Source organism: Meridianimaribacter flavus (genome assembly GCF_004366715.1).
In the GTDB taxonomy this organism is placed as follows: Bacteria; Bacteroidota; Bacteroidia; order Flavobacteriales; family Flavobacteriaceae; genus Gaetbulibacter_B; species Gaetbulibacter_B jejuensis.
This window is the reverse complement of sequence record NZ_SOQZ01000003.1, coordinates 5001-30622: the sequence shown is the minus strand read 5'-3', so window position 1 is coordinate 30622 and position 25622 is coordinate 5001. Positions and strand designations below refer to the sequence as shown.

The 25622-nt window shown below is 32.3% G+C and carries 18 protein-coding genes, 1 tRNA gene and 2 rRNA genes (1 of these 21 only partly in view); 7 read left to right on the top strand and 14 right to left on the bottom strand.

Going from position 1 to position 25622, the window contains the following annotated elements; translation table 11 throughout:
- Positions 1 to 17: 17 nt before the first annotated feature.
- From cdd to porU, 3 genes are all read right to left on the bottom strand, one after another.
- Entirely contained in the window at positions 18 to 500 is a 483-nt protein-coding gene (gene cdd / locus A8975_RS07160) for a cytidine deaminase (protein ID WP_129761491.1), read from the bottom strand.
- Between the two features lie 96 nt (positions 501 to 596).
- Positions 597 to 1817, bottom strand: a complete 1221-nt coding sequence (porV, locus tag A8975_RS07155) for a type IX secretion system outer membrane channel protein PorV (RefSeq protein WP_129761492.1) — start codon at positions 1815 to 1817, stop codon at positions 597 to 599.
- Positions 1818 to 1882: 65 nt separating this feature from the next.
- Positions 1883 to 5755, bottom strand: coding sequence for a type IX secretion system sortase PorU (gene porU, locus A8975_RS07150; RefSeq protein WP_134199420.1), 3873 nt, complete (start codon positions 5753 to 5755; stop codon positions 1883 to 1885).
- A 252-nt stretch (positions 5756 to 6007) separates the two neighbouring features.
- Here porU and gldJ point away from each other — a divergent pair, with 252 nt between their 5' ends.
- Together gldJ and A8975_RS07140 are read left to right on the top strand one after the other, a co-directional pair.
- The gene (gene gldJ / locus A8975_RS07145; RefSeq protein WP_134199418.1) at positions 6008 to 7678 is read left to right on the top strand and encodes a gliding motility lipoprotein GldJ; all 1671 of its coding nucleotides are present in this window, start codon (positions 6008 to 6010) and stop codon (positions 7676 to 7678) included.
- A 67-nt stretch (positions 7679 to 7745) separates the two neighbouring features.
- Complete coding sequence (locus tag A8975_RS07140; protein ID WP_134199416.1) at positions 7746 to 9035, top strand: UDP-N-acetylmuramoyl-tripeptide--D-alanyl-D-alanine ligase; 1290 nt, start codon at positions 7746 to 7748, stop codon at positions 9033 to 9035.
- 126 nt (positions 9036 to 9161) lie between these two features.
- Here the strand turns inward: A8975_RS07140 and A8975_RS07135 are convergent, their stop codons facing one another.
- The 9 genes from A8975_RS07135 to A8975_RS07095 all read right to left on the bottom strand — a co-directional run bounded on the left by A8975_RS07135 (position 9162) and on the right by A8975_RS07095 (position 17176).
- Complete coding sequence (locus A8975_RS07135; RefSeq protein WP_129761496.1) at positions 9162 to 9932, bottom strand: response regulator transcription factor; 771 nt, start codon at positions 9930 to 9932, stop codon at positions 9162 to 9164.
- 128 nt (positions 9933 to 10060) lie between these two features.
- Positions 10061 to 10135, bottom strand: a tRNA-Val gene (locus A8975_RS07130).
- A 63-nt stretch (positions 10136 to 10198) separates the two neighbouring features.
- Complete coding sequence (locus tag A8975_RS07125; RefSeq protein WP_134199414.1) at positions 10199 to 11416, bottom strand: bifunctional folylpolyglutamate synthase/dihydrofolate synthase; 1218 nt, start codon at positions 11414 to 11416, stop codon at positions 10199 to 10201.
- Positions 11417 to 11420: 4 nt separating this feature from the next.
- Positions 11421 to 12269 (bottom strand): energy transducer TonB, encoded by an 849-nt coding sequence (locus A8975_RS07120; protein ID WP_134199412.1) that lies wholly within the window; start codon positions 12267 to 12269, stop codon positions 11421 to 11423.
- A complete protein-coding gene (locus A8975_RS07115; RefSeq protein ID WP_129761499.1) occupies positions 12269 to 12661 on the bottom strand; it encodes an ExbD/TolR family protein in 393 nt (130 codons plus the stop codon). The genes A8975_RS07120 and A8975_RS07115 overlap by 1 nt, the downstream gene beginning before the upstream one ends.
- Positions 12661 to 13362 (bottom strand): MotA/TolQ/ExbB proton channel family protein, encoded by a 702-nt coding sequence (locus tag A8975_RS07110; RefSeq protein WP_187347859.1) that lies wholly within the window; start codon positions 13360 to 13362, stop codon positions 12661 to 12663. Before A8975_RS07110 ends, A8975_RS07115 begins: the two co-directional genes overlap by 1 nt.
- Positions 13363 to 13410: 48 nt before the next feature.
- Entirely contained in the window at positions 13411 to 14805 is a 1395-nt protein-coding gene (nhaD, locus tag A8975_RS07105; protein ID WP_129761500.1) for a sodium:proton antiporter NhaD, read from the bottom strand.
- Positions 14806 to 14818: 13 nt separating this feature from the next.
- Entirely contained in the window at positions 14819 to 16045 is a 1227-nt protein-coding gene (locus tag A8975_RS07100; RefSeq protein WP_131508038.1) for a Glu/Leu/Phe/Val dehydrogenase dimerization domain-containing protein, read from the bottom strand.
- A gap of 66 nt (positions 16046 to 16111) precedes the next feature.
- Positions 16112 to 17176 (bottom strand): anhydro-N-acetylmuramic acid kinase, encoded by a 1065-nt coding sequence (locus A8975_RS07095; protein WP_134199410.1) that lies wholly within the window; start codon positions 17174 to 17176, stop codon positions 16112 to 16114.
- A 94-nt stretch (positions 17177 to 17270) separates the two neighbouring features.
- On the opposite strand from A8975_RS07095, the gene A8975_RS07090 reads away from it, so the two are divergent.
- The 5 genes from A8975_RS07090 to A8975_RS07075 all read left to right on the top strand — a co-directional run bounded on the left by A8975_RS07090 (position 17271) and on the right by A8975_RS07075 (position 25108).
- Positions 17271 to 18413 carry an acyl-CoA dehydrogenase gene (locus tag A8975_RS07090; RefSeq protein WP_131508600.1) on the top strand — a complete coding sequence of 381 codons (1143 nt, stop codon included), beginning with the start codon at positions 17271 to 17273 and terminating at the stop codon, positions 18411 to 18413.
- A gap of 202 nt (positions 18414 to 18615) precedes the next feature.
- The gene (locus tag A8975_RS07085; RefSeq protein WP_166667458.1) at positions 18616 to 22494 is read left to right on the top strand and encodes a hybrid sensor histidine kinase/response regulator transcription factor; all 3879 of its coding nucleotides are present in this window, start codon (positions 18616 to 18618) and stop codon (positions 22492 to 22494) included.
- A 162-nt stretch (positions 22495 to 22656) separates the two neighbouring features.
- Positions 22657 to 22806, top strand: a complete 150-nt coding sequence (locus tag A8975_RS14555) for a hypothetical protein (RefSeq protein ID WP_166667457.1) — start codon at positions 22657 to 22659, stop codon at positions 22804 to 22806.
- Complete coding sequence (locus A8975_RS07080; protein WP_134199406.1) at positions 22803 to 24494, top strand: DUF4412 domain-containing protein; 1692 nt, start codon at positions 22803 to 22805, stop codon at positions 24492 to 24494. The genes A8975_RS14555 and A8975_RS07080 overlap by 4 nt, the downstream gene beginning before the upstream one ends.
- Before the next feature lie 17 nt (positions 24495 to 24511).
- Positions 24512 to 25108 carry a hypothetical protein gene (locus tag A8975_RS07075; RefSeq protein ID WP_134199404.1) on the top strand — a complete coding sequence of 199 codons (597 nt, stop codon included), beginning with the start codon at positions 24512 to 24514 and terminating at the stop codon, positions 25106 to 25108.
- Positions 25109 to 25261: 153 nt separating this feature from the next.
- On the opposite strand, the gene rrf is transcribed toward A8975_RS07075, so the two are convergent.
- Positions 25262 to 25369, bottom strand: a 5S ribosomal RNA gene (gene rrf, locus A8975_RS07070).
- 85 nt (positions 25370 to 25454) lie between these two features.
- Positions 25455 to 25622: ribosomal RNA gene (locus tag A8975_RS07065) — 23S ribosomal RNA — on the bottom strand; it runs 2648 nt beyond the window's last position.

Here is a 25622-nt window from a genome sequence, read left to right as displayed (position 1 = left end):
AATTTTTACCGAAAACGTTATAGAAATGATTTATCAAAAACTAAAGGCAGAAGATTTGCCAATGAATTTGACTTTACAACCTTTCCTGTTTCTCCCATAAAATAGATTTCAATAGGTGCATCTTGTTTTACTTCATACTCAGCTATTGCCTGTCTACACGCACCACAAGGTGGAATTGGTGACATTGTTTGTTTTATTGTAGAACCTGCTATTATTGCCATTTGAACAATTTTAGCTTTGGGATATTTTGCGCCTGCATAATAAATGGCTGTTCGCTCTGCACAAAGCCCAGAAGGATAAGATGCGTTTTCTTGGTTACTGCCTGTAACAACTTCTCCATTATCTAGAAGTAAAGCAGCACCAACATTGAACTTTGAATAAGGAGCGTAAGCATTTTGTCGTGCTTCCATAGCTTTTTCCATTAAGCTTATCACATCTTTGGAAAGCTCTTCTATATTATCGTAAACCGTCAAAACGGATTCTATCTTTACTTCTTTCACTTTTATATTTTACTTAATAAAGGTATAAAACTATTTTAGACAAAAAAACTATTGCTGTTAACAATAGTTTTTAGTTTGTTTATTAAAAATGAATGTCTAATATTCATCATATTCACCATCTCCAAAGTTAAACGTTAATGAGAAACGCAACGTGTTCTCTAATGGACTTTGTACTTTTGATGCTGAAAACAGATATGACATGTCAATATCTATTGCAGAGTATTTAAATCCTGCTCCTAAAGCAAAAAACTTTCTTGCTCCTTTATCTTCGCTTTCATTAAAGTAACCTGCTCTAAACGCAAATGAGTCTTGGTATTTATACTCAGCTCCTAAAGCCCATGTAAACTCTTTTAACTCTTCGCTAAATCCTCCTGGTGCATCACTAAAAGATTGAAAAATACCTTTTACAAAACTTACATCGTTATCTTTACCTTCAACAATTATTGTTGGTTCATTAGCATCTTGCTGCCCATTAGGCTCAGTATCTCCTTCTTGAACAGTATCAACAAAACCTAAGACTGGAGGTGTTGGTACTAATAACTTGTTAACTTCTGCAGTAACTGACAGTTTATTATAATCGTCAAAAATAAAATCGAATCCACCACCAAGTTTTAGGTTGGTAGGAATAAAGTTTTCTCTTCCAGCATCGTCATATTTAATTTTTGGACCAAGGTTTTGAATTGCAAATCCTGCTCTCCAACGACCGTTAAAATCGTTATATGCTTCTTCTTCACTTTGATAATATCCTGCAATATCAACTCCTATTGAGCTTGCAGCACTTGCATTAGCATCAACTGCTTGAATTCTTAAATCTGAACGCAAATATCTTAAAGCCACTGCCATTGAAAACTGATCTGCTAAACGTAAAGAGTAAGATACATCTACAGTAAGTTCGTTTGGTTTTTCTATTAAAGCTTCAGAAAATTCATCTTGTACAATTTCAATTTCACCAAGGCTAAAGTATTTAAAACTTGCAGCGAAAGCACTTCCTTCGTTAATTCGGTTGAAATACGTAATATTCCCTAAAAAGATGTCATTTACAAGTTTACTTAAATAAGGCGTATAACTTACTCCAATACCTGATTTGGTTTCAGAAAATGCATATTTTGCTGGATTCCATTGTTGTGAATACGCATCGGCTGATGTTGCTACTCCCATATCTCCCATACCTGCTGCACGAGCATCAGATGCTATAAGTAAAAAAGGAACGCCTGTTGTAATTACTGATGATTGATTATCAAAAACAACAGTTTCTTCCTGTGCATTTGAAATATTAAAAACTAATAAAGTAATTAGGGCAATTGTGTATTTTTTCATGTGTTATTAAGTATTCAACTTAGTGATTATAAACCACTAAAATATTTAGCAAATATAAATCTTTATTATAGTATTACAAGTTTTTGAATTTTTTCTACCTGTTTGTTTAATTGGTTTGATCGCACTTTTAGCTTATAAATATAAACCCCTTTTCCTATTTTATCTCCAAAATCGTCTCTTCCATCCCAAACAATGCTTCTTGATAACGAAGATGTTCCATTATTACAGCATCCTTCGGAATTGGTTTGACCGTTTAAAGTTCTTACTAGTTTCCCTGAAACCGTAAATATCTGTATAGAAACGTCTAAATTATCTGAACTATTGTGATTGAACCAAAATTCAGTGTAGTTTACAAACGGATTTGGATAGTTAAGTACGTTAGTAATAACTAGTTTTTCATCTTTATCATGAACTACAAACTGTATTTCAGAAGTTGATGAATTGTTGTAAACATCCCAAGCTTTTAAGGTTAATGTATGCAAACCTGGTTCTAAATCTCTAAATGGATAAGTCACCTCTCCATTTTGGTAATCATCAACGTTAGCTTGATAATAATCGTTTAAAATATAAGGGTTTGCTTCATCTCCATCAATAATAGCAACAATATCATGTCCTACTCCACTTGATGTATTAATACCATTATCATCTTGAAGTTTTGCTAAAAGTGTTGGAGCTTCGTTAGTTATTCCTCCTGAAACGAAGTTTTCATCATTCATATAAAGGTTTATAACTGGTCCAATATTATCTTCTTCTGCATTTTCGTTAATACCTCCAACTTGAATATCAAAACTTGCTCCTGTTTGGTCTTGTGCAGGATTTTCAGTTTGTGCATAAAAACTAACCTTACCATTACCTACAGGAATACTAATATCTCTAGGCACCACAAACTCAAAGTCAAACTGACCGTTTTCTACAGTTGCTTGTCCTTTAAAAATAATTTCTCCTAATGTTTCAAAATCCATGATAATGAGTTGACCGTTTTCAGTAGTACCATCATTACCTAATGTTTGTCTTTCTATATTTTTATCAAAAACTGTTGCTGTTAATACACCATTATAATTTGGAATAAGGTTACCTGATTCATCAACTACTTCTCCAGATAATTTAACCTTATCTAATGCTTTTAAAACGTCTGTTTCTTGATCAATTGAAACATCGTTAACTGCTGTTAATCTAATATCTGGTTTAGGAAATGCTAGCTTCATTGCTGGATCTCCAATATAAAACACCAAACGTTTTTGTGATATACCTGAAATTGTAGGGTGTGTTTTTGTTAACCTCAAGGCTTCAGCAATTGAAGGGTATTCATTAGAACCAAAAGCAAACATATATTCGGTTAACTTTATATTAAATGATACACCCACACTAACAAAAATTTGCCTAGTTGTAGTAATCAACCCTATAGCTCCTCCTTCTTTATTCCAATAGGTATATTCTCCTGCTGTTGGTCTTAATGGATCATCAAACCTTGTGTACTCGCATGTTACAGTAACAAAACAGTTATACTTACAGGTGTTATTTACTTCTTGAGAATCAATTTTATCAAAAATTCTTTCACCTGAAAGCCCATCTTCTCCTCCATGACCGAAGTAATTCACGACTAACGCACCTACATCTATCGCGTCTCTAATAGCTTTATTAACTGAAGGATTACTATCTCCACTCGATGTCGATTCTTGTTGATAAGAGTCGGAATGAATTTTTATAGCGTTAATGAATGGTTTTTCTTCAGTGACTAAATCTGCAATTTCATCTGTTGTTTCCTGTAAAATTCTTTCCCAAGCTTCATCAACATCATCTGAAATAAAGATGCAATTATTTCTCCAACTACCAAAAGATGCAGTTTTATGATAAGAGTCAATTTTATCCACTAGCTCAGTCGCACTTTGTAAATCTTGAGCCAAAATTCTTCCAACTGCAATATCTAATAAGTTGTTGCTTGCCATATTACCTTCATTTTCGTCCATCAACCCATAGTAATCATCAGACACAAAAGAGTCTGTAAGACTAAAACTAGCATAAGAATGCCATGATGGTACTACATCTGTTTTAGGCGCTATACGTTCTTTATGATCATAAGATGCATCACCAAATAAACATAAATACTTGAGTCTTTTATCTGGAGCACTTGCATTATGGTACACATATCTAACAAGGTTCCTTATTGCAGTAACATCAACATTACCTGAACTAAATTCGTTATAAATTTCATTTAAGGTCACAACTTTAACAGTTAACCCATATTGATCTCTATTGATTTGCGCTAGTCTTTCAGCTTGTGACGCTAGTGCATTTGGTGAAATTATTAAATAGTCTATATCTTCAAACTCTCCTGAACTATTATTAAATATTGTTCCTTTTATATTTTGGTTCGCAATTGTAGTAACACTTTCTCTTAGTGGTTGAAAATAATCTGAAGGTGTAACTGCCAAATATATTTTTGAAGTACCTGCTGTAGTTTTAAAACTAAAGTTTGAACTTTGATCAAAATTTGTATAGCCTACTACATTATACTTATCTGTTATATCCCATACTTCTGAAACGTTAGCTGCATTAGCCAAATTGTATTGAGCTATTCCAGCAGAGGTTGCCACATTAGCATTTTTAAAAGTAAACTGACCTCCTTCAAAACTCAGCTCTCTGGTAGCTTCTACAGAAATATAATCTAAGTACCCTAAAGAAGCAGGATTATTATTGTTATTATACTTTAAGTTAAATACAACATCAGGAGAGTTAAGCATTAAATCACTATTAAAAAACCCTCCAGAAGCTAGAGTTGGATTATCAATTGCTGCAAAAGTAAAATTTGAGATTGTATTTCCATTAAGCTTTACTTCCATTGATGTTCCAATTTCAGAAACTGCAGCAGCATAAACCCTCACTCTAGCAGGTTCAGAAGTCACTAAATTTGGAAATGTAAAAGTAAACTCTTTTTCATTTTCGATATCAAACCTATCTCCAAACCATCGCCTACCTACTTTCACTAAATTATATTGGTCTATTTCATGAAATTGATAATCCTGAAATGTGTTTACTTCAAAATCTGCATCATCGTTTGGCTGAGTAGCTTCCGGGATTCTTTTTCCCATTCCACTACTAATATTAATATAGTAATAAGATTTATCGGTATATGCGTTTATATTGGTATTACTCTCTTCATTATAGCCTCTTGGTCCTTCTGCATAAAACAATATATAATCGTCATTATCAAAATCACCATCTTCTTCACCAACAAACTTGATAGCATTCTCAGTTAAGTCAATTGGATAAAAAACTGAGTTTTCTTTAGGCAACATTGCTCCTCCATTTCCATAGACTTTAATATTTCTAGGATCCACCGAGTTTGTATTAACACCTAACTGATTTAAAAAACTTTTAGTTAGTCTAAAAACACCTGTAGTATCTACATAAAACCTATACCAACTCCCAGAAGCCAACACAGAGTTTGTAACTGCGTTTGTTTGCAACATAGAGCTAGAAGATCTTCCTAAAGCACTAGAACTATTAGTTGTGCTGTAGCTTACGGTAAATGAAGTAATTTTTTTATACACTCCATTTTGTTTAACAATAGGTTTCAACTCTAAATAAGCAGACACATCATCTCTTGCTATTGCATTTGATAGTTTTAATTCAGGTGAATTAGAAATGGTATTAATTGGAACTCCTTTTAAATCTGTTGCACTAATAGTTGAGTATGAAACATTAGCTAATTGAACAGAGCTTTCATTGATATAGTTGTTGGTTTTCCAATGTGCAAAAAACTTCAATCCATCAGTATTACTAAAATTAAAGTTGTCCTTATTAAAATATGGAACAGTAACAATTGAAGAATCAGCCCTTAATGTTTTTTCTCCTTCCCAATTAATTTGAAATGTTTTTTGTTGAGAAAACCCTATAAAAGGCAGTAATACAAAAAGTAAGAGTAAGTGTTTTTTCATAGTATAATAAACGTTAGTACAGATATGTTATTATAGCTTTTCAATTTTTTATTCAAAATTACAACAATATTTAATTTATTTGTTCGTTAATTGGTAACAAATTACATCGATAAAAAGAGCAAAAATCCGATATCGTGTACAAAAAAAAGGATGAAATGCACTTTTTTTTTGATATAAATTACAAAAAAACGTTGTTATTTTTTCTTTAATTACTATATTGCGTCACTAAAATAAACTAGCTTACTTAAAAGTATGTATATGAAAAATGTATTTAACCTACGGATAATTTTAGCCCTAACGCTATCTTTAGCCATGTTTAGTTGTAAGAAATCTTCTTCGTCAAAGAACAGTTCTAGAGCCACTGGCTGGAACATCAACGACAAAAATGGAGGTTTTCAGTACAATACTAACTTTAAAGAACAAGAAACTGCTCCTGGATTAGTTTTTATAGAAGGAGGTACATTTACCATGGGTAAAGTACAAGATGATGTTATGCATGATTGGAATAATAGCCCAAACCAACAACATGTACAATCTTTTTACATGGATGAAACTGAGGTAACCAACATGATGTACTTAGAGTATCTTGATTGGATTAAAAGAGTTTACCCACCAGACGATCCTAACTTTAGACTTATTTATGATGGAGCTCTTCCTGATACATTAGTTTGGAGAAACCGTCTTGGATATGCTGAAATGATGACTGAAAACTATTTACGTCATCCTGGTTATGCTGAATACCCTGTTGTAGGTGTTAGTTGGATTCAAGCCGTTGAATTTGCTAACTGGAGAACAGATAGAGTAAATGAAATGTACTTACAAGATGCTGGTTATTTAAAAAGAGATTCTCACTTAACTGATACATCTGCTGATAGCAACTTTAACACTGACACTTATATTACTGCTCCAACTGAAACTTTTGGAGGTAACGAAGAAGTACTCAAAGGAGGTAAAAGAAAAGCTAGAACAGATGCTGAGGGTAACGAAATAAATGTTTACGCTAGTAGAGAAACTGGAGTAATTTCTCCAAAATACCGTTTACCATCTGAAGCAGAGTGGGAATATGCTGCTCTTGGGATGAGTGAATTAAGAAACTACAACACTTACAGAGGTAGAAAAAAATATCCTTGGAATGGTCAATACACACGTTCTGGAAAAAGAAAGTCTAGAGGTGATCAATTAGCTAACTTCAAGCAAGGAAAAGGTGATTACGGTGGAATTGCAGGATGGTCTGACGATGGTGCTGATATCACTGCGCAAGTTATGTCTTACGAAGCTAACGATTATGGATTATACGATATGGCTGGTAACGTTGCAGAATGGGTTGCCGACGTATACAGACCAATTGTAGATGATGAATTTAATGACTTTAACTACTATCGTGGTAATGTTTATACTAAAAACGCAATTAATGATGATGGTACAGTTAAAATTGTAACTCCTGAAGAAGTAGTATATGATACTTTAAGTAATGGTAAACTTGTTGCAAGAAACTTACCTGGTGAAATTTTACAAGTTCCAGTTGACGAAAACGAAACTTACTTAAGAACAAATTTTGATACTAGTGACAACAGAAACTACAGAGATGGTGACGCTAGATCTTCTCGCTACTATAACGAAAGTTTTGACGAAGAAGAAACTGCTAATACTAGAAAAATGTACAACTCTCCAAAGCATAATATTGAGAGAGATTCTTCAGGTAACTTAATTAAAGAATACGATAAGTCAAACGACAGAACCTCTTTAATCAATGATAAAGTAAGAGTGTACAAAGGTGGTTCTTGGAAAGATAGAGACTACTGGTTAGATCCAGCTCAACGTAGATTCTTCCCTCAAGATATGGCAACAGACTATATCGGGTTTAGATGTGCTATGTCTAGAGTAGGTTCAAAATCTAAAGGAAAAAACAAGACTAAAAATTAATTCTAGATTAATTTAAAAATATAAAGTCCTAGCAGTAATGTTAGGACTTTTTTATTACATTTAATTTATGAATATCACACAAATTTACAATTGCTTTCTTGAGTGTAAATCAGTCACTACTGACACTCGAAAAATCACAAAAAACTCAATGTTTTTCTCTTTAAAAGGCGAAAATTTTAATGGCAACATGTTTGCGCTCCAAGCAATAGAACAAGGTTCTAAATATGCTATAGTAGACGAAAAGGAATACGCTATAAATGATAATATCATTCTTGTGGATGATGTATTAAAAACACTACAAGAACTTGCAACATATCACAGAGGCAAACTAGGCATCCCAATTATTGCATTAACTGGCAGCAATGGAAAAACAACCACAAAAGAGCTTATTAATGCTGTTTTAAGTCAGCAATATAACACTACAGCCACATTAGGGAATTTAAACAACCATATAGGTGTTCCACTAACATTACTGTCAATGAATAATCAAACTGAAATTGGCATTGTTGAAATGGGAGCTAATCATCCTAAAGAAATAGCTTTTTTAAGCAGTATAGCATTACCTGATTATGGGCTTATCACTAACTTTGGTAAAGCTCATCTTGAAGGTTTTGGAAGTATTGAAGGTGTTGTTAAAGCAAAATCTGAATTGTATGATCATTTAAAACAGCACAACAAGACAATTTTTGTGAATGAAGATGATGTAAAACAAATAAACCAAATAGGGAGTTATACCAACACCATAAAGTTTGGAACTACAAGCGATCTTCTAAAAATTGAATTTATAGGTGCTCAACCTAATGTTGAAGTAAAATTAAAAGACACAATAATTGCTAGCAACTTAACAGGAAAATATAACTTCAGTAATATTGCTTATGCAATTGCTATTGGAACTTACTTCAAAATTGAGAACAAAAACATTAAGAAAGCTATTGAAAATTATTTCCCTAAAAACAACAGATCTCAAGTAATTAATGTTGGTTCAAACGAAATTATCCTAGACGCTTACAATGCAAACCCAACAAGTATGATGGCTGCTTTAGAGAACTTTTTACAATACAAGAGAGATAACAAAGTATTGTTTTTAGGAGATATGTTTGAGTTAGGATCAACTGCGCATAATGAACATCAAAACATTGTAAACTTCATTGAAGATAATTTCAATGCTAACACTTATTTAATTGGCGAGAATTTTTACAGCACACAATTAAAAAACACTAATGGATTTATAAAAAAGTTCAGAAGTTTTAATGATTTAGCTATCCACTTCGATACTCTAACTTTTAAAGATAAGCTCATGCTCATAAAAGGATCTAGAGGTATGGCTTTAGAGCGAATATTAGACTTAATAAAATAAAAAAAGTGCCTATTGATATTATATAAATATTATAGACACTATTTTTCCCTTTGTAATTAACTAATAGCGATGTAAAATTCTTATTTTTTTCAAAGCTACACAATACTCAATTTGAGTAGTTTTTAATTAAAATAGGGTTTTATTCATTTTTAACATCCCAATAAGTTCTCCTGTTGACGTAATATTTAGTTTTTTTAGGATGTTCCGTCTATGTGTATCTACAGTATTAGGGCTTATATTTAGTTTTATTCCAATTTCCTTGCTAGAGTAATTCAAAACTAATAAACGTATAATATCACGCTCTCTATTTGTAATATCGTTAGTTAATAGTTTCTGAGAAAAGTTATTGAAATACTTGGTTTCGTATTCATCATTTTCATTTAAATATTTAGCCGTAGCTGTCACACCAAGTTTTACTCTTGAATCTACAACAGTATAATGCGCCAAACCTATTATAGGCTTCATAAATGAATCGAACTCTAAAGGCGTAGTATTTTGAATAATGTTTACATACTCATCTCTTCCGTTTTTAAACCTATAGTTCCAGGTGTAACTCATTTTATGTCTTTCATCTTCTGAAATTTCATCAAGAGTGTACTCCATTAATGCATTTAAAGCTTGTAACCAATATTCAACGTCTTCTGGATGTATTCTACTCCAATAATAACGCATAGCTTCTTGTTTCAGCTTTAAAGGGTCAATATGCAAACAAGAAAACATATTCTTACTAATGTATTCAAATCCTAATTCCTGCGTATTGGTAATACAGAAAAACGTAGAACTATGTGGTAAGTAAACATCAAGTTCAACAATCTTTTCAATGTGTTTTTCTAAAGTTGGACTATCGTAAGACTTAAAAATATCTTTGTAGAGGTTTTTAATGTTTCCTAATATCATAAAACTTTAAGAAGAAGATTAGCTATAGTTAATTATTTGAATTATAAAAATAAGAAAGATAATGTAAATAGGGCTAAACTTTGAGGTATAAAAAAACCCTAGAGAAGTTCTCTAGGGTTTAATTTCTGTGGGCGCGAAGGGATTCGAACCCCTGACCCCTTGGGTGTAAACCAAGTGCTCTGAACCAACTGAGCTACGCGCCCTCTGTAATTGGATTGCAAATATAAATTAGTTTTTGATATCCCAAAAGCTTTTTTGAAAAAAATTTAAATTATTTCTGCAACTACAAAAGTACTTCCTCCAACATAAATTAAATCTTCTGGTTTTGCACTTTTTTTCGCATTGCTTAATGCTTCATTTACACTAGAATACGACTTACCCACAAAGCCATGAGCTTTAAATGTGTGTTTAATATTATTTTCATCTAATCCTCTTGAAATATTTGGTCTGCAAAAATAATATGTAGCTTTTTTAGGCAAAATTGCAATTATGGTTGATAAATCTTTGTCACTTACAACCCCAAAAACGATATGAAGCTTATTATAGACCTCAGTTTTTAATTGATTAACCACATATGTTAACCCTTCTTTATTATGAGCTGTATCACAAATTACTTTTGGAGATTCTTGTAAAATCTGCCATCTACCTTTTAAACCTGTATTAGAAACAACCGAATTAAGTCCTAAAGCAATATTCTTTTGTGAGATATTAAAATTGTTTTGCTTTAGGATCTGTAAAGTTTGTAAAACGGTTTTTATATTTTTTTGCTGATAACTTCCTTTTAAGTCACTATCTAAAATTGAAGTTATATTTTGGTCTGCAAAATAAATTTCTGAATTATTGTTTTTAGCTGTTTCAGTAAAAACACTTTTGGTTTCAATTTGTGTTTCTCCAATAACAACAGGAATATTAGGTTTAATGATTCCTGCTTTTTCGACTGCTATTTTTTCTAATGTATCTCCTAAAAACTGCGTGTGGTCTAAACCAATATTAGTTATCACAGAAACGAGTGGTGAAATTATATTTGTTGAATCTAAACGACCACCAAGCCCTACTTCAATAATAGCTATATCAACTTTTTTCTTTGAAAAATAGTCAAAAGCCATCCCAACAGTCATTTCAAAAAAAGAAAGTGTATGTTGCTCAAAAAACGGTTTGTGCTTTTTAATAAAACTTATAACAAACTGTTTACTGACTTCTTTTCCGTTAATCTTAATACGCTCTCTAAAATCTTTTAAATGTGGTGAAGTATATAACCCAACTTTATAACCTGCTTCTTGAAGCACAGACGCCAACATATGACTTGTTGATCCTTTTCCATTGGTACCACCAACATGAACAGTTTTAAACTTGAATTCTGGATGATTAAGGTGTTCTGCTAAAACCTGAGTATTATGTAAATCTACTTTATAAGCCGACTTACCTTGTCGTTGATACATTGGAAGTTGCGAAAACACCCAGTTGATAGTATCTTGGTAGTTCATATTGTTATTGACCTAAACTAAAATCAATTTTAACCCAGCCTATTTGTGTAGCTGGTGCTTTAGAATCTGCTTTCCATCTATGAGACAATGCAGTTTCTTTAGCAGCTTGATACAAACAAGCATCGCCTGTTGTTCCTCTTTTTCCTGGAATAGCTTTAATTACTTTACCTGAACGGTCAACATGAATTTCGACCACAACTCTTCCTTCTTCTTGACAATCTGGAATCACTTTATTATACGTCGCCGAACCTCTACCATTTAAACCGTATCCTTTTCCTCCATTACCACTTCCTGGGTCTCCAAAATAGCTAGGTGCATAAGGGTTACCATCTAGCTGTCCTTTATCTCCTCCAGTATTATCTGGTCCTTCGCCACCTGTTTGAGTGCCTTCGGAGTTACTTACACCACCTATTAAAGCATCAAGCTCCTTTTTCTTTTTCTCTTCTTCAAGTCTCTTTTTTTCTTCAGCTTGTCGTTTCTCACGCTCAACACGTTCAGCCTCTGCCTTAGCTTTTGCTTCAGCCTCTTTTTGCTTTCTTATTGCAATAGCTTCAGGAGACTCTTGGGTAAGTACATCTTCTGTTTTAGCAGAAGACGAAGTTGTTTCCTGTGGTTGCGTTTCTTCTACTTTTGGCTGTTCCACAACTTCCCTTGGTTGCGATTTAACAGGTTCAGTTGGCTGGATATTTCCGCTACCAACTTCTGAATTTCCAAAATTAACAGCTACACCATATTCTTCTGGTGGATCCATATATGAATGACCAACAACAAACAGCAGCAAAATCAAAATCACCACAATTAAAGTTGTGATTTTTGCCGAATTACGTTCGTGTATGGTTTCAAAATATTTCATTAATTAGGTTTGACCGCCAAAATTACTTTAAACTTATTTCTATTAGCTATATCCATTACCTTTACCACATTATCTACAGGAACAGATTTTTCTGCTCTAAGCACAATGGTAGGTTGATCTTGTCCTGAAAGTGCTGATAGTAATTGATTTTCCAATACACTTTCTCCAACTAATTTTTGGTCTATATAATATCTTAAGTCTTTGGTAATACTAACAGCGACCGATTTTTTATTTTCGGTTTTTCCACTAGCCTTAGGCAATAAGATATCAATAGCATTTGTAGTCACTAAAGTAGAGGCCAACATAAAGAATATCAATAACAGAAATACGATATCTGTCATTGAAGACATGTTGAATTCTGGTGTAACTTTATTTCTTCCTCTAATATTCATTAAATAGGCTCGTTTAAGTGGTCTAAAAATTCTAGCGAATTTGCTTCCATTTGGTAAACAACTTTATCAGTTCTTACCACTAAATGGTTGTAAGCGATGTAACCAACAATACCTACAATAAGTCCTGCAACTGTTGTAGTCATTGCTGTATATAATCCATCAGCTAGAAGTTTAATATCAATTTGACCTCCTGAATTAGCAATTTCAAATATTGATAAAATCATTCCAATTACTGTACCAAGAAATCCAATCATTGGAGCTGCACCTGAAATTGTAGCCAAAATACTTACGTTTTTTTCTAGATTATAAACCTCTAAACGTCCTGCATTTTCAATAGCTGTATTAATATCTTCCAATGGTTTTCCAATTCTGGTAATTCCTTTATTAATTAATCTAGAAACTGGAGAGTTTACTTGAGCACAAAGCATTTGTGCCGAATCAATTTTACCATTAGAAACATGGTCTTTAATTTGATTCATAAAATTGGAATCTATTTTTGAAGCTGCTTTGATAGCAAAAAGTCTTTCAAAATAAATATAAATAGCAACAACTAAGAGTACAAATAATATACCTATAATTAGCATTCCTGCTGTACCACCACTAAAAATCAATTCAATGATAGAAAGCGTTTTTTCAACAGATTCTCCATCAGTTAAAACCTCAGCTTCTTCAGGAGTAGTTTGTAATAACATATTTAGCATAAAGTGTTAATTTTTTTTATAACGTTAATTTTCTACCTAAAGTATAAATTAAAATATAGTTCTTGTAAACATAAACGCAATTGCACCTACTAAAAACCCAACAAGCGCTAACCAAGATATTTTCTTTAAGTACCAGAAAAAGTCAATTTTTTCCATTCCCATTGCTACTACACCAGCAGCCGAACCAATAATTAACATACTTCCTCCTGTTCCTGCCGAATAAGCAATAAAGTGCCATAATTCGTTATCGATAGGCTCAGAGAACATACCTAAACTTGCGGCAACAAGCGGCACGTTATCAATAATTGCAGATCCAACTCCTAATAATAAAACTACTAAATCGGAAACGCCTTCATGGTGTAACTCAGTTCCCATCATAGGCATTTTGTCCTGTAGTGTAGTTGCAAAACCAAATAGGATACCTAAAGATTCTAATGCTGCAACAGCCATTAATATTCCTAAGAAAAATAAGATACTTGGCATCTCAATTCTAGATAATGAATGATGTACTGGACTGTGGTGTCCTTGATAATCTGCTCCTTCAGCATCTGCATGAGATAATGCAAATTTTGAGTTACTGTAAATCTCAGCAAAAATAGCAACAACACCTAAAGCTAACATCATACCTACATATGGAGGCAAGTGTGTTACCGTTTTAAAAATTGGCACTGATACAATACCTCCTAAACCTAAATACAACATTGTTGAACTAAATTTGCTTTTAGGCTTGTCTTCTTTTTCGTCTTCATTTTCTAAATTTCCTTTAAAAGCAGGTAAAAACGAAGCAATAAATGTTGGTACCAACATACAAAGTAGAGATGGTACAAAAAGATATACAAATAAGTGACCAGTAGACACTTTCTTAGCAATCCATAACATTGTTGTGGTTACATCTCCAATTGGAGACCAAGCTCCTCCAGCGTTTGCAGCGATTATTATTAAACCAGCATACCATATTCTAACATCTTTATCTTGAATAAGTTTTTGAAGTATAGATATTAATACAATTGTAGCAGTTAAGTTATCTATAATTGCTGAAAGGAAAAATGCTAAAAACGCAAAAATCCAAAGCAATCGTTTTTTACTTTTTGTTTTTATAAATCCTTTGATAGTTGAAAATCCATCAAAATAATCAATGATTTCAACAATAGTCATTGCTCCTAGTAAGAACACAAGAATTTCGGCTGTTTTACCTAAATGATGTAAGAGCGTTTCTTCCATCATGTGCATTTTATCTTCGTGCTCTAATAATCCAAAATTATCTAGAAGAGCGTGTTTTCCTGAGTCGAACCATTGTGTGAAATTATCGATACCTAAAGCTATCAAAGCCCAACTTATGGCCATCATGACCAAAGCAGGAATAAGTTTATCGATTTTTAAATTGTGTTCTAGTGTAATAGCTAAATAACCTACTACAAATACTAATACAATTAGTGTTTCCATATTAAGTGTTATGTTATATAAGTTGACTTAAAGCAATCTCAAAAGCTGTTGCGCTTATACCAGTTTTTGATTTGTTGTTTTTATGTACGTTTTCTAATGCTTGTTTTATACGGTTTGAGGTATCATTAAAAATGGCTTCGTCAGTCATTTGAACTTTGCGCTCCATAAAATAAGCAAAAACTCTTGCCATACCGCAATTTGAAATAAAATCTGGAATAAGACTTACTTTATTGTCTGTATATTCCATAATTGGTCCAAAAAATATCTCCTTATCAGCAAATGGTACATTTGCGCCACAAGAAATTACTTCAAGACCTGTATTAATCATATTATCTATTTGCTCTTTAGTAATTAATCGAGAGGCAGCACATGGTGCAAAAATCTCGGTTTCTAAAGCCCAAATCTTTTCATTCATTTCATCAAAAGGAATCAAATGATCGCTCACTAAAGTATTTCCAGACTTATTTGAATATAGCTGAGTAATTTCATCAAAAGTAAACCCTTCTTCTTTTATTAATCCACCTACTCTGTCAATAATCCCTACTACTTTAGCTCCCATTTGTGCTAAATAAAAAGCTGCAGCAGCACCAACGTTACCAAAACCTTGAACAATGGCACGCTTGCCAACAACTGAATCTTGGTGGATATCATAAAAATGACGAACAGCCTCAGCAACACCATAACCAGTAATCATATCAGCCACAGTATATTTTCTTGTTACATTAGGTGAGTATTTTGGGTTTTCAATAACCTTAATAACACCATGTCTTAACTGTCCTATTCTATTAATTTTATCGGCTTGTGTTGGTCTAAAATGACCTTCAAAAACACCTTCTTGAGGATGCCATACACCACTTTCTTCAGTGATTGGGATAACCTCATGTATTTCATCAACATTTAGGTCTCCTCCTGTACCATAATAACTTTTTAGTAATGGCGAAACGGCTTTATACCAACGTTCTAAAACGCCTTTTTTTCTTGGGTCTTGTGGGTCAAAATTAATACCTGACTTAGCACCTCCAATTGCTGGTCCAGAAACGGTAAACTTAACTTCCATAGTTTTTGCAAGCGACAGTACTTCGTTCATATCGAGTCCTTTTCGCATACGTGTTCCTCCACCTGCTGCACCTCCTCTTAAGGAGTTTATTACTGTCCAGCCTTCAGCTTCGGTTTCTGGGTCTTTCCAATTAAAAATAATTTCAGGGTCTTTGTCTTCGTACTTTTGAAGTAAATCTTTCATGTAGTTAGTTATTCTTCAACAAATATAAAAAACTAAAAATCCTTAAATATTAATTTTATAATAATTTTATGGATAATAAATCCTACCAGAAGAATGATTTTTTTTTGCTCCTGTTACACTTTTTAAACAATTAACAGCTCCTTTGAGTTTTAAAACTCCTAGCAATCCAAAAATTAAAGCTTCTTTAAACTCAATAATCTCTTTTGAAGGCAACTCTATACTGTTTTTAGTTTTGGATACAATTAAGTCGAGAAGAAATTTATTGTATGCACCTCCACCACTTACTAATACTTTTGCATTGTGCTTGGTATTGATTTCTTTTGAAATTTGCACAGCTACATGCTCAGTAAATGTTCTTAAAATTGTTTCTATTGGAAGATCATACGCATCAATTATAGGGAAAATAAGTTGTTTAACCCATTCTAACCCCAAAGACTTTGGGTGACTCTTTGAGTAAAAATCTAAATCATTCAGTTGGTTTAACAACTCTGTATGTAATTTTCCTGATTTAGCAATTTGCCCTTCATTATCATAATTAAAACCTAATGGCTTAACATAGTGATTAAGCACAATATTTACAGGACAAATATCGTAGGCAATTCTTGTATCATCAATTTCAGTTGAAATATTAGCGAATCCACCAAGATTTAAGCAAAAGTCATAATCAGAAAACAGCAATTTATCTCCAATAGGAACCAAAGGTGCTCCTTGGCCTCCTAGTTCAACATCTTGCACTCTAAAATCGCATACAACAGTATGCTTTAAAAGTTTTGAAATTTTTGGCAAGTTCCCAATTTGGTAAGTCATACCGCTTTGAGGTTGATGCAGTGCTGTATGACCATGAGAACATATAGCATCTACAGTTTCAATATGATGTTTTTTAATAAACGAATTAATGACCTCTGCTAAATATACAGTGTAACCATCATCGATGTCTTTTAATTCTTGCTTAGAGTTTGAAACTAAATGTTTCAAAGTATTTTCCCAATACTGGGTGTAAGAAACAGTTTCTGTAGTATAAATAGTATAGGTCCATTTTTCATCAAAATTGAACTGTACATATATTAAATCGATACCATCTAATGATGTACCAGACATTACACCTATAACTTTGAATGTTTCTTTTATCATATATGGTAAAAATAACAATCATTATTGAAAAAATGCTAACAAAAACTTATCTTTGACATCATTTTTTAACAAATCAATAATTTTATCACTACATATGGATTTTAATCTTACAGAAGAACATCTAATGATTCGCGATGCTGCTCGCGATTTTGCTCAAACCGAATTATTACCAGGAGTAATTGAACGTGATGAGAAACAACAATTTCCACAAGAACTTGTTAGAAAAATGGGAGATCTTGGTTTTATGGGAATTATGGTTGACCCTAAATATGGTGGAAGCGGAATGGATGCCATATCTTATGTGCTTATAATGGAAGAGTTATCAAAAATTGATGCTTCTGCTTCGGTTATGGTTTCTGTAAATAACTCATTGGTGTGTTATGGACTTGAAGCTTATGGTAGCGAAGAACAAAAACAAAAGTACCTTACTAAACTTGCCACAGGAGAATTTATTGGTGCATTTTGCTTAAGTGAACCAGAAGCTGGTAGTGATGCAACTTCTCAAAGAACAACTGCTATAGACATGGGAGACCATTACTTATTGAATGGTACTAAAAACTGGATAACAAATGGAGGTCGTAGTGATGTTTATTTAGTGATTGCACAAACTGATAAAGATAAAGGACATAGAGGTATTAATGCTTTTATAGTTGAAAAAGGTATGCCTGGTTTTGATGTAGGTCCTAAAGAAGATAAATTAGGTATTAGAGGAAGTGACACACATACATTACAGTTTAATGATGTAAAAGTGCCTAAAGAAAATAGAATTGGTGAAGACGGGTTTGGTTTTAAATTCGCTATGAAAACATTATCTGGTGGTAGAATAGGTATTGCGTCACAAGCTTTAGGTATTGCTTCTGGAGCTTATGAGTTAGCGCTTAAATACTCTAAAGAACGTAAAGCATTTGGTACTGAAATTTGCAACCACCAAGCCATTGCTTTTAAATTAGCAGATATGGCTACCGAAATTGAAGCTGCTAGAATGCTTGTAATGAAAGCTGCTTGGGATAAAGACCAAGGTAATAACTACGACATGTCTAGTGCAATGGCAAAATTGTATGCTAGTAAAGTAGCTATGGAACAAACTGTTGAAGCGGTTCAAATTCATGGTGGAAATGGTTTTGTAAAAGAATACCATGTTGAACGATTAATGCGTGATGCCAAAATTACTCAGATATATGAAGGTACTTCTGAAATTCAAAAAATTGTAATTTCGAGAGGTGTTATAAAAGGATAGTAATCTTACAACTCATAAAAAACCCATCAAAATTTGATGGGTTTTTTTATACAATAAGATAAATATCTAAAACCAAGCAAATTTCATTATATTAGTAAAGTTAATAGCATAAAATCTCCCCTAAAAAAATTAATCTATACAGTAGTTTATGACGTTATGGAGATACAAAACCGTTGACAATTTCATTGTTATTTTTCTAACAATGTTATACTCATTTTTTTGTAGCGGTCAAGAAACTATAACCGAAAAACCATTTTCTTTCAATACCTTAACCATTAATGATGGTTTATCTCAAAATAGCGTTATAAGTATTGCCCAAGATAGCATAGGTTATTTGTGGTTGGCTACACAAGATGGTTTAAATAAATATAACGGTAAAAGCTTTAAACACTACGACAAGCAATTTGAAGACATCACAAGACCAAATTTTAGTAAACTTGGTAAAGTATATATCGATAAGCAAAATCGGTTATGGATTATTACTAACTCAGGAAATCTAGAACTTTACAACCCAAAGACCGATACTTTTAAGCATTTAGAACGTTTTAATAATGTTAGTTCAATCTTTCAGGATAAAGCACTTCACAACTATATAGGAACCTACGGTAAAGGACTCTTCAAAATTGATACTACAGCTAAAGACACGCTACAAGTTTTAAACGACCATGACAAACTCAAAACCATTTATGAGTTTATAGAAACTGATACTGCTATAATAGCTGCAGCTTCAGGAGCTGTATTTCAAATTAAAAACAACACATACAATGAGATTAATGTTGAATCGCACACTAACGCAAACTTTAGTGCGCTTACAAAAGATAAAGACGACAATATATGGTTAGGAACTTTTGGTCAAGGGCTTTACTTTAAAGAAAACAACAAGACAACCTTTATAAAATACCAACATTCGCAATTACCAAATGACCTTAACATTGAAGACTTACTTATAGACAGTAAAAACAGATTATGGATTGCCACTTATGGCAATGGTGCTTACCTTCTTAATCTTGAAAATAATACTGTTACAAACTTTAAAGCAGACAAAAACAACCCTTTTGCCATACATTATAATGACATCTTATGTTTATATGAAGATGCTACAGGAGTGATTTGGCTAGGTTCTGACGGAACTGGAGCGAGCTATTATGATGCTCACCTCATAAAATTTAATGTGCTCACAAATAATCAAGTCCCTAAAAATGTAAATGTAGATGTGGTTAGAAGCATAAGTACTGATGTAAATAATAATTTATGGATAGGTACATCTGGTAAAGGGCTTACACATATCAACTTTAATAATAATGAGTATAAAACATATACCGTTAACAATTCTTCAATTGCTAGCGACAGAATAATAAGTTTGCTCTATAACAAGAATAAATTATGGATAGGTCACCAAGGATTTGGTTTAAATATCAGAACTGACTCTGGAGATTACATTTCATTCCCTGAAATTTCAAATCTTACAATCTGGAGAATTATAAAAGAGAACGATAATCAAAGTTGGTTGTGTACCGAACGTAATGGTATTATTTTATTCGATATAGATAAAGGTATTGTTAAGCAATTCAATACTGATAATTCTACCCTATCAACAAATGACATTAAAACAGCTATAAAAGGCAATGAGCACACACTTTGGATTGGTACTGATGATAAAGGGTTGTATAATTTAAATTTAAAGACTAATGAAATAACCAATATCAAATCCTTAAATGACAAAATAAAATCATTGCATTATGACAATGAAATCTTATGGATTGGCACAAATGGTAAAGGTTTAAAAAAGTATAATACTATAAACCGATCATTAGATGTTTACACCAAAGTTGATGGTTTACCAAACAATGTGATTTACGGTATACTACCAGATAAAGAAAACAACTTATGGTTGAGCACTAATTATGGTATAAGTAAATTAAACATTAAGGATACTATTTTTGAAAACTACAGCAACTATGATGGTTTACAGGCTTTGGAATTTAACACTGGAGCTTACTATAAAGACGAAAACGAAAACTTATATTTTGGGGGCCTTGAAGGTCTCAACTGGTTTAACCCTAACCAACTTACATTTAACCCAATTAAACCAAAAACCATTATTTCTAAGTTTGAGATTTTTACTGAAGGTTATCCTTTAAAACAAAACTCAACCTTTAAATTCAATCAAAATACTGTAACCTTTACATTTTCTAGTTTACATTTCTCACAACCTGAACGTAACCTTTATAAATATCAACTCGTAAATCATGATGAAAGTTGGATTAACTCAGAAAACAATAATTCAGCACATTATACCAACCTACCTCCTAACGATTATACATTTAAAGTAATGTCAAGTAACTATGATGGTGTATGGAATACTACACCTGCTACATTTACTTTCACAATACTACAACCTTGGTATTTAAGCAAGCTTGCTATTGTTTGTTATGCACTACTTTTTTTGATTAGCATGTATTTGTTATACAGGTATTTTAAATGGCGTTGGCACATGAAAATGCAATTACAATTTGAGCATAATGAAACTGAACGCTTAAAAAAATTAGATGAATTTAAAACCAGGATTTACACCAATATATCTCATGAGTTTCGAACACCATTAACACTTATTTCTGGTCCAATTGAAAAACAATTATCTAAGTCTAACCTAACAGAAGATGATAAGAAAGAACTCTCTTTAGTTCAAAACAACTCTAAACGATTATTGAATCTAGTCAACCAATTACTAGACCTATCTAAGTTAGAATCAGGAAACTTAAAACTCTCTGTTTCTAAAGGAAATATTACAGCATTCCTCAAACAAATAGCAGCTTCTTTTGAGTATAAAGCTAAAGACAAAAACATACATTTTTCACATAAAATTCAATCAATTCATGAAGCTTGGTTTGATAAAGATGTTATCGAAAAAATCACCACAAATTTACTTTCTAATGCAGTAAAATATGCTCCAGAAAACGGTCAAATTCACTTTGCTGCAATTGAAAAAAACGGTCAAATTATTATCACAATTATTAATAACGGAAATACCATTTCTAGTAAAGAGTTAAGCAAACTATTTCAAAGGTATTACCAAAACAATAAAAATGCTGATGGTGTAGGCATTGGACTTTCGTTAGTGAAAGAACTAGCTATTTTATCACATGGAAATATTGTAGCGCACACTATGAATACAGATGATATTCAATTTACTGTAACTTTACCTATTGAGCGTTCTTTTTATAATATTTCTGAAATAAACGAAGACACTAAAACAGTTGTTAATGATGAGCTTGATACAGTCTTAGAAACTCCAGTAACTTCTGAAGAACAAGCTATTAATAAATCTAAGGACAAATCTATTTTATTAATAGTTGAAGACGATAAAGATATAAGAGAATTTATAAGTTCAATTTTTAAAAATGACTATGACATTAAAGAAGCTCCTAATGGTGAAAGTGGCATTAAAAAAGCCATAAAATACATTCCTGATATTATCATTAGCGATATAATGATGCCTAAAATTGATGGTATTGAACTTTGTAATACTTTAAAAAAAGACGAAAAAACAAGTCATATTCCTATAATTTTACTCACAGCAAAAAGTGGTGACGAAAATGAAATAAAAGGATTAGAAACTGGAGCAGACGATTATATTGTAAAGCCTTTTAATAGTAACAAACTTAAAATACGTGTTGAAAAACTTATAGAAATAAGGCAAAAACTACAATCAAGATATAGCGCTCATTTTGAACTCAGCAGTATAAGTACAACTCCTGTTGATCAGCAATTTTTAACTAAACTAAAAACTATACTCAACGATTATATTACCGACTCGTCATTTAACTCTAATGATTTATCTAAAAAAATGGCTATGAGTAGAATGCAACTACACAGAAAACTAAAAGCTATAACAGGATTTTCAACAACCGAGTTTATCCGTAACGAACGCTTAAAACTAGCGGTTAATCTTTTAAAAGATTCTGACTTAAACATTTCTGAAATCGCATATCAAGTCGGTTTCAATACACCTTCCTATTTTATAAAATGCTTTAAAGACGTTTATAAGTCTACTCCTTCAGAATTCACTTCAAATCAATAAATACAACAACTTTACAACATATGTTACATAGTTGATATAGTTTGTTACATAATTGACATCAAACTTTTTATTCTCATCATAACTTTACAAAACAAACAACGCATCCCTTTAATGCATTTTGTTGACCTCTCAATTAATAGCGTCTAACTAAGCACTGTAGTAATGCTAAAAGAAAAACTATTAGACGAAGCTAATAACGACCAGAATATTTATATAAGCATAGACCATTTAAAACATGGTAACTATATCATAAATATAATGCTAAACGATAAAGTTGTTAAATCTGTAAGAATCAATAAAAAAACATCATGAAAACAAAACTCATTTTTATAACATGCGCATTTTTACTTTGCGGAATAAATGCCGAAGCACAGCTTTTAAAAAAACTAAAAAAGAGAGCTGAACAAGCAGCAGAACGTACCATCCTTAATAAAACAGATGAAGTGGTATCTAAAAAAACTGAAAAAACTATTGATGATGCAACTTCAAAAAAAGAAAAATCTGATAAAAAAGAAGATGAATATACCAGCGAACTCGAAGCATCAAACACAGCTTTAACTAAAAATACTGAAGCTAAAAAAGCATTTTTCAAAGAAGATATTATCATAAAAATGCACGAAAATGGGAACTTAAACCAAACTCAGTTTTTTGATGCCAATGAAGTAGCTGTTAGAATGGAAGATCCAAAACAACCTAAACCTGGTTTCATTGATAGTGAAGGCTATATGTATGTATACAGCGAAGGCGAATACCAAAAAACAGGAATTGTAGCACTTCAAAGTCAAGGTTTGATGGCTCCTACTATGATGATTGAAGCCTATAAACTACCACCTGAACCCTTTATGGCTCAATTTGAAAAACAGCAAGATTTAGGCGTGACTGCTAACCCTTTCAATGGAATTGTAGAGTTTGCATTCATATATAAGCCAGATGATTTTAGGTATGATGATTTTAATGAAACTACCCAAACGTTAAGAGGTAAAACGTATACTAAGTTTGAGTATTTAAACGAACCTGGTTATGAAGGTAGTTACGTTCTTTTTGACGACCAAGACAGATTAGTTGAAATCTACACTAAAACATCAGAAGAAGCTGAACTTATTGATGGCTTTGGTTCACAAGGACAAGCCGGTGAAAGTTTAATGGTATATGATTACAAACCTGTTGAAGTCAAACTGCCTCAAGCTAGAGAAGTCAAAACCGTTGGAGAGGGACTTATGGGAGGTGTTATGGAAAACATTGTTAAAGGAGGAAATACCGGAAACACCAACATAGATGATAATGATTATGATAGCAGTAATAATAAAGGAAGTGTAAAATCGGCAAGAAGATCAATAAAAAATCATAAAGTAACAGTTAATGATTTACCTGAAAGCTATGACTTTAATTGGCAACTTGAAACAGAAATGACCTTAAATACAAGAAAGAAAGAGACCATAATGATGGTGTTTTTAATTAATGAAAGTGCATCGTATCAAGCTACAAAAATGACTATGGGGAACAACAAAAATACAGGAACTACAACTATGCTGTTTGACATGGACTTAAGTACAATGGTTATGTTTATGGATGCTCAAGGTACTAGTTTTTTACAAATGTATCCTATACCAGAAGTTAAATCCTCTAAAGAGAGTTTAGATAATTATAACATAAAAAAGTTACCAGCTAAAACCATTATTGGTTATACCTGCGAAGGGCTACAATTTGAAGATGATAGGTATATAATGAAAATGTACCACACATTAGATACAAAAATAAAACTTACAAACTTTTTGAATTTTGGTTCACAAAAACCATCAGATTTTCCTGATATGGACTCGAGGGTGTTAGATCAATTCTCTAATGGTTTAATTTTAGAAATGGATATCATTGATAAAAAGAAATCTAAAAACAACGTAAACATTATTGCTAAAGCATTAAACCAACAAAAGACATCTATAAAAAAAGCTAATTACAAAACTATGGATTTATTTTCAGGTGCAAGGATGAAAAAAAACTAAGTTTATAAAATTCAAATATGAAAACAATACTTTTAAAAAGACTAATACTAGTTAATATTACTATAGCTGTTATAAGTTCATGCGGTGAAAATTCAAAACAAGACAACACTTCTACCAAAATTAAAACTGTAAAAAATACCATAAAAACTATTAATAAAACTGAAAGTTTATTAGAAACAGCTTCACTTACAAATGAGGCATTACAAGATTGGTTTCCTAATCAATTAATGAGTTTACAAAAAACTACAACTAGTAATGCCCCAATGTCAACACATGGTATTAATGGAGCAATTGCCAATTATGATGGAAATAATAAAGAAAAAATAAAAATCACATTATATGATTGCTCAGGTGAGAAAGGAGTTTTGCTTTTAAGTCAATACTCGTTCTATAAAAATATGACTGTAGATAACGAAAATGATTACAAAATTGAAAAATCATTTAATAAAAGAGGTATGGAAGGTATTGAAGCCTATGATAAGAACAGACAATATTCTGACATTTCCTTTTTATATAATGATCGGTTTGGTGTAAACATTAAAGCTTATAATATGAATAGAGAATCCGTTTGGGAATCTATAAATAATTTAAAGTTTGATGAATTGCTTAAATAAAAACAATTCTATAAATAAAGCTTTAATTATAAAAAGGCATTCTAGCTTTATTTATTTTAGTAATTATACTATAATTTATTCTTAACAAATCTCACCTATCTTAAGCTCTATAAAACAAAAAAAGCATTCATAGATTTATGAATGCTTTTCTAAAAAAGGCGATGACCTACTCTCCCACAGTTGCAGTACCATCGGCGCTAACGGGCTTAACTTCTCTGTTCGGAAAGGTAAGAGGTGAGCCCCGTCGCTATAACCACCTTAAATCTTTGTCCTTAAAATAAGGCACTAATATTTTAACATATTGAAAAAAACACATTTTTAAAAATTCACTCTAAAAAAACAGGCGTACAATAAGCCTACGGGTTATTAGTACTACTCGGCTATGACATTACTGCCTTTACACCTGTAGCCTATCAACGTGGTCATCTTCCACGGCCCTTTAAAGAAATCTCATCTTGTGGTGGGTTTCGCGCTTATATGCTTTCAGCGCTTATCCCTTCCGAACGTAGCTACC

Excerpts from the sequence above, each read along its gene's own strand:
- porV (WP_129761492.1), bottom strand. The coding sequence starts at position 1,817 with ATGAAAAAATACACAATTGCCCTAATTACTTTATTAGTTTTTAATATT.
- porU (WP_134199420.1), bottom strand. The coding sequence starts at position 5,755 with ATGAAAAAACACTTACTCTTACTTTTTGTATTACTGCCTTTTATAGGG.
- gldJ (WP_134199418.1), top strand. The coding sequence starts at position 6,008 with ATGTATATGAAAAATGTATTTAACCTACGGATAATTTTAGCCCTAACG.
- A8975_RS07140 (WP_134199416.1), top strand. The coding sequence starts at position 7,746 with ATGAATATCACACAAATTTACAATTGCTTTCTTGAGTGTAAATCAGTC.
- A8975_RS07135 (WP_129761496.1), bottom strand. The coding sequence starts at position 9,932 with ATGATATTAGGAAACATTAAAAACCTCTACAAAGATATTTTTAAGTCT.
- A8975_RS07125 (WP_134199414.1), bottom strand. The coding sequence starts at position 11,416 with ATGAACTACCAAGATACTATCAACTGGGTGTTTTCGCAACTTCCAATG.
- A8975_RS07120 (WP_134199412.1), bottom strand. The coding sequence starts at position 12,269 with ATGAAATATTTTGAAACCATACACGAACGTAATTCGGCAAAAATCACA.
- A8975_RS07115 (WP_129761499.1), bottom strand. The coding sequence starts at position 12,661 with ATGAATATTAGAGGAAGAAATAAAGTTACACCAGAATTCAACATGTCT.
- A8975_RS07110 (WP_187347859.1), bottom strand. The coding sequence starts at position 13,362 with ATGCTAAATATGTTATTACAAACTACTCCTGAAGAAGCTGAGGTTTTA.
- nhaD (WP_129761500.1), bottom strand. The coding sequence starts at position 14,805 with ATGGAAACACTAATTGTATTAGTATTTGTAGTAGGTTATTTAGCTATT.
- A8975_RS07100 (WP_131508038.1), bottom strand. The coding sequence starts at position 16,045 with ATGAAAGATTTACTTCAAAAGTACGAAGACAAAGACCCTGAAATTATT.
- A8975_RS07095 (WP_134199410.1), bottom strand. The coding sequence starts at position 17,176 with ATGATAAAAGAAACATTCAAAGTTATAGGTGTAATGTCTGGTACATCA.
- A8975_RS07090 (WP_131508600.1), top strand. The coding sequence starts at position 17,271 with ATGGATTTTAATCTTACAGAAGAACATCTAATGATTCGCGATGCTGCT.
- A8975_RS07085 (WP_166667458.1), top strand. The coding sequence starts at position 18,616 with ATGTTATACTCATTTTTTTGTAGCGGTCAAGAAACTATAACCGAAAAA.
- A8975_RS14555 (WP_166667457.1), top strand. The coding sequence starts at position 22,657 with ATGCTAAAAGAAAAACTATTAGACGAAGCTAATAACGACCAGAATATT.
- A8975_RS07080 (WP_134199406.1), top strand. The coding sequence starts at position 22,803 with ATGAAAACAAAACTCATTTTTATAACATGCGCATTTTTACTTTGCGGA.
- A8975_RS07075 (WP_134199404.1), top strand. The coding sequence starts at position 24,512 with ATGAAAACAATACTTTTAAAAAGACTAATACTAGTTAATATTACTATA.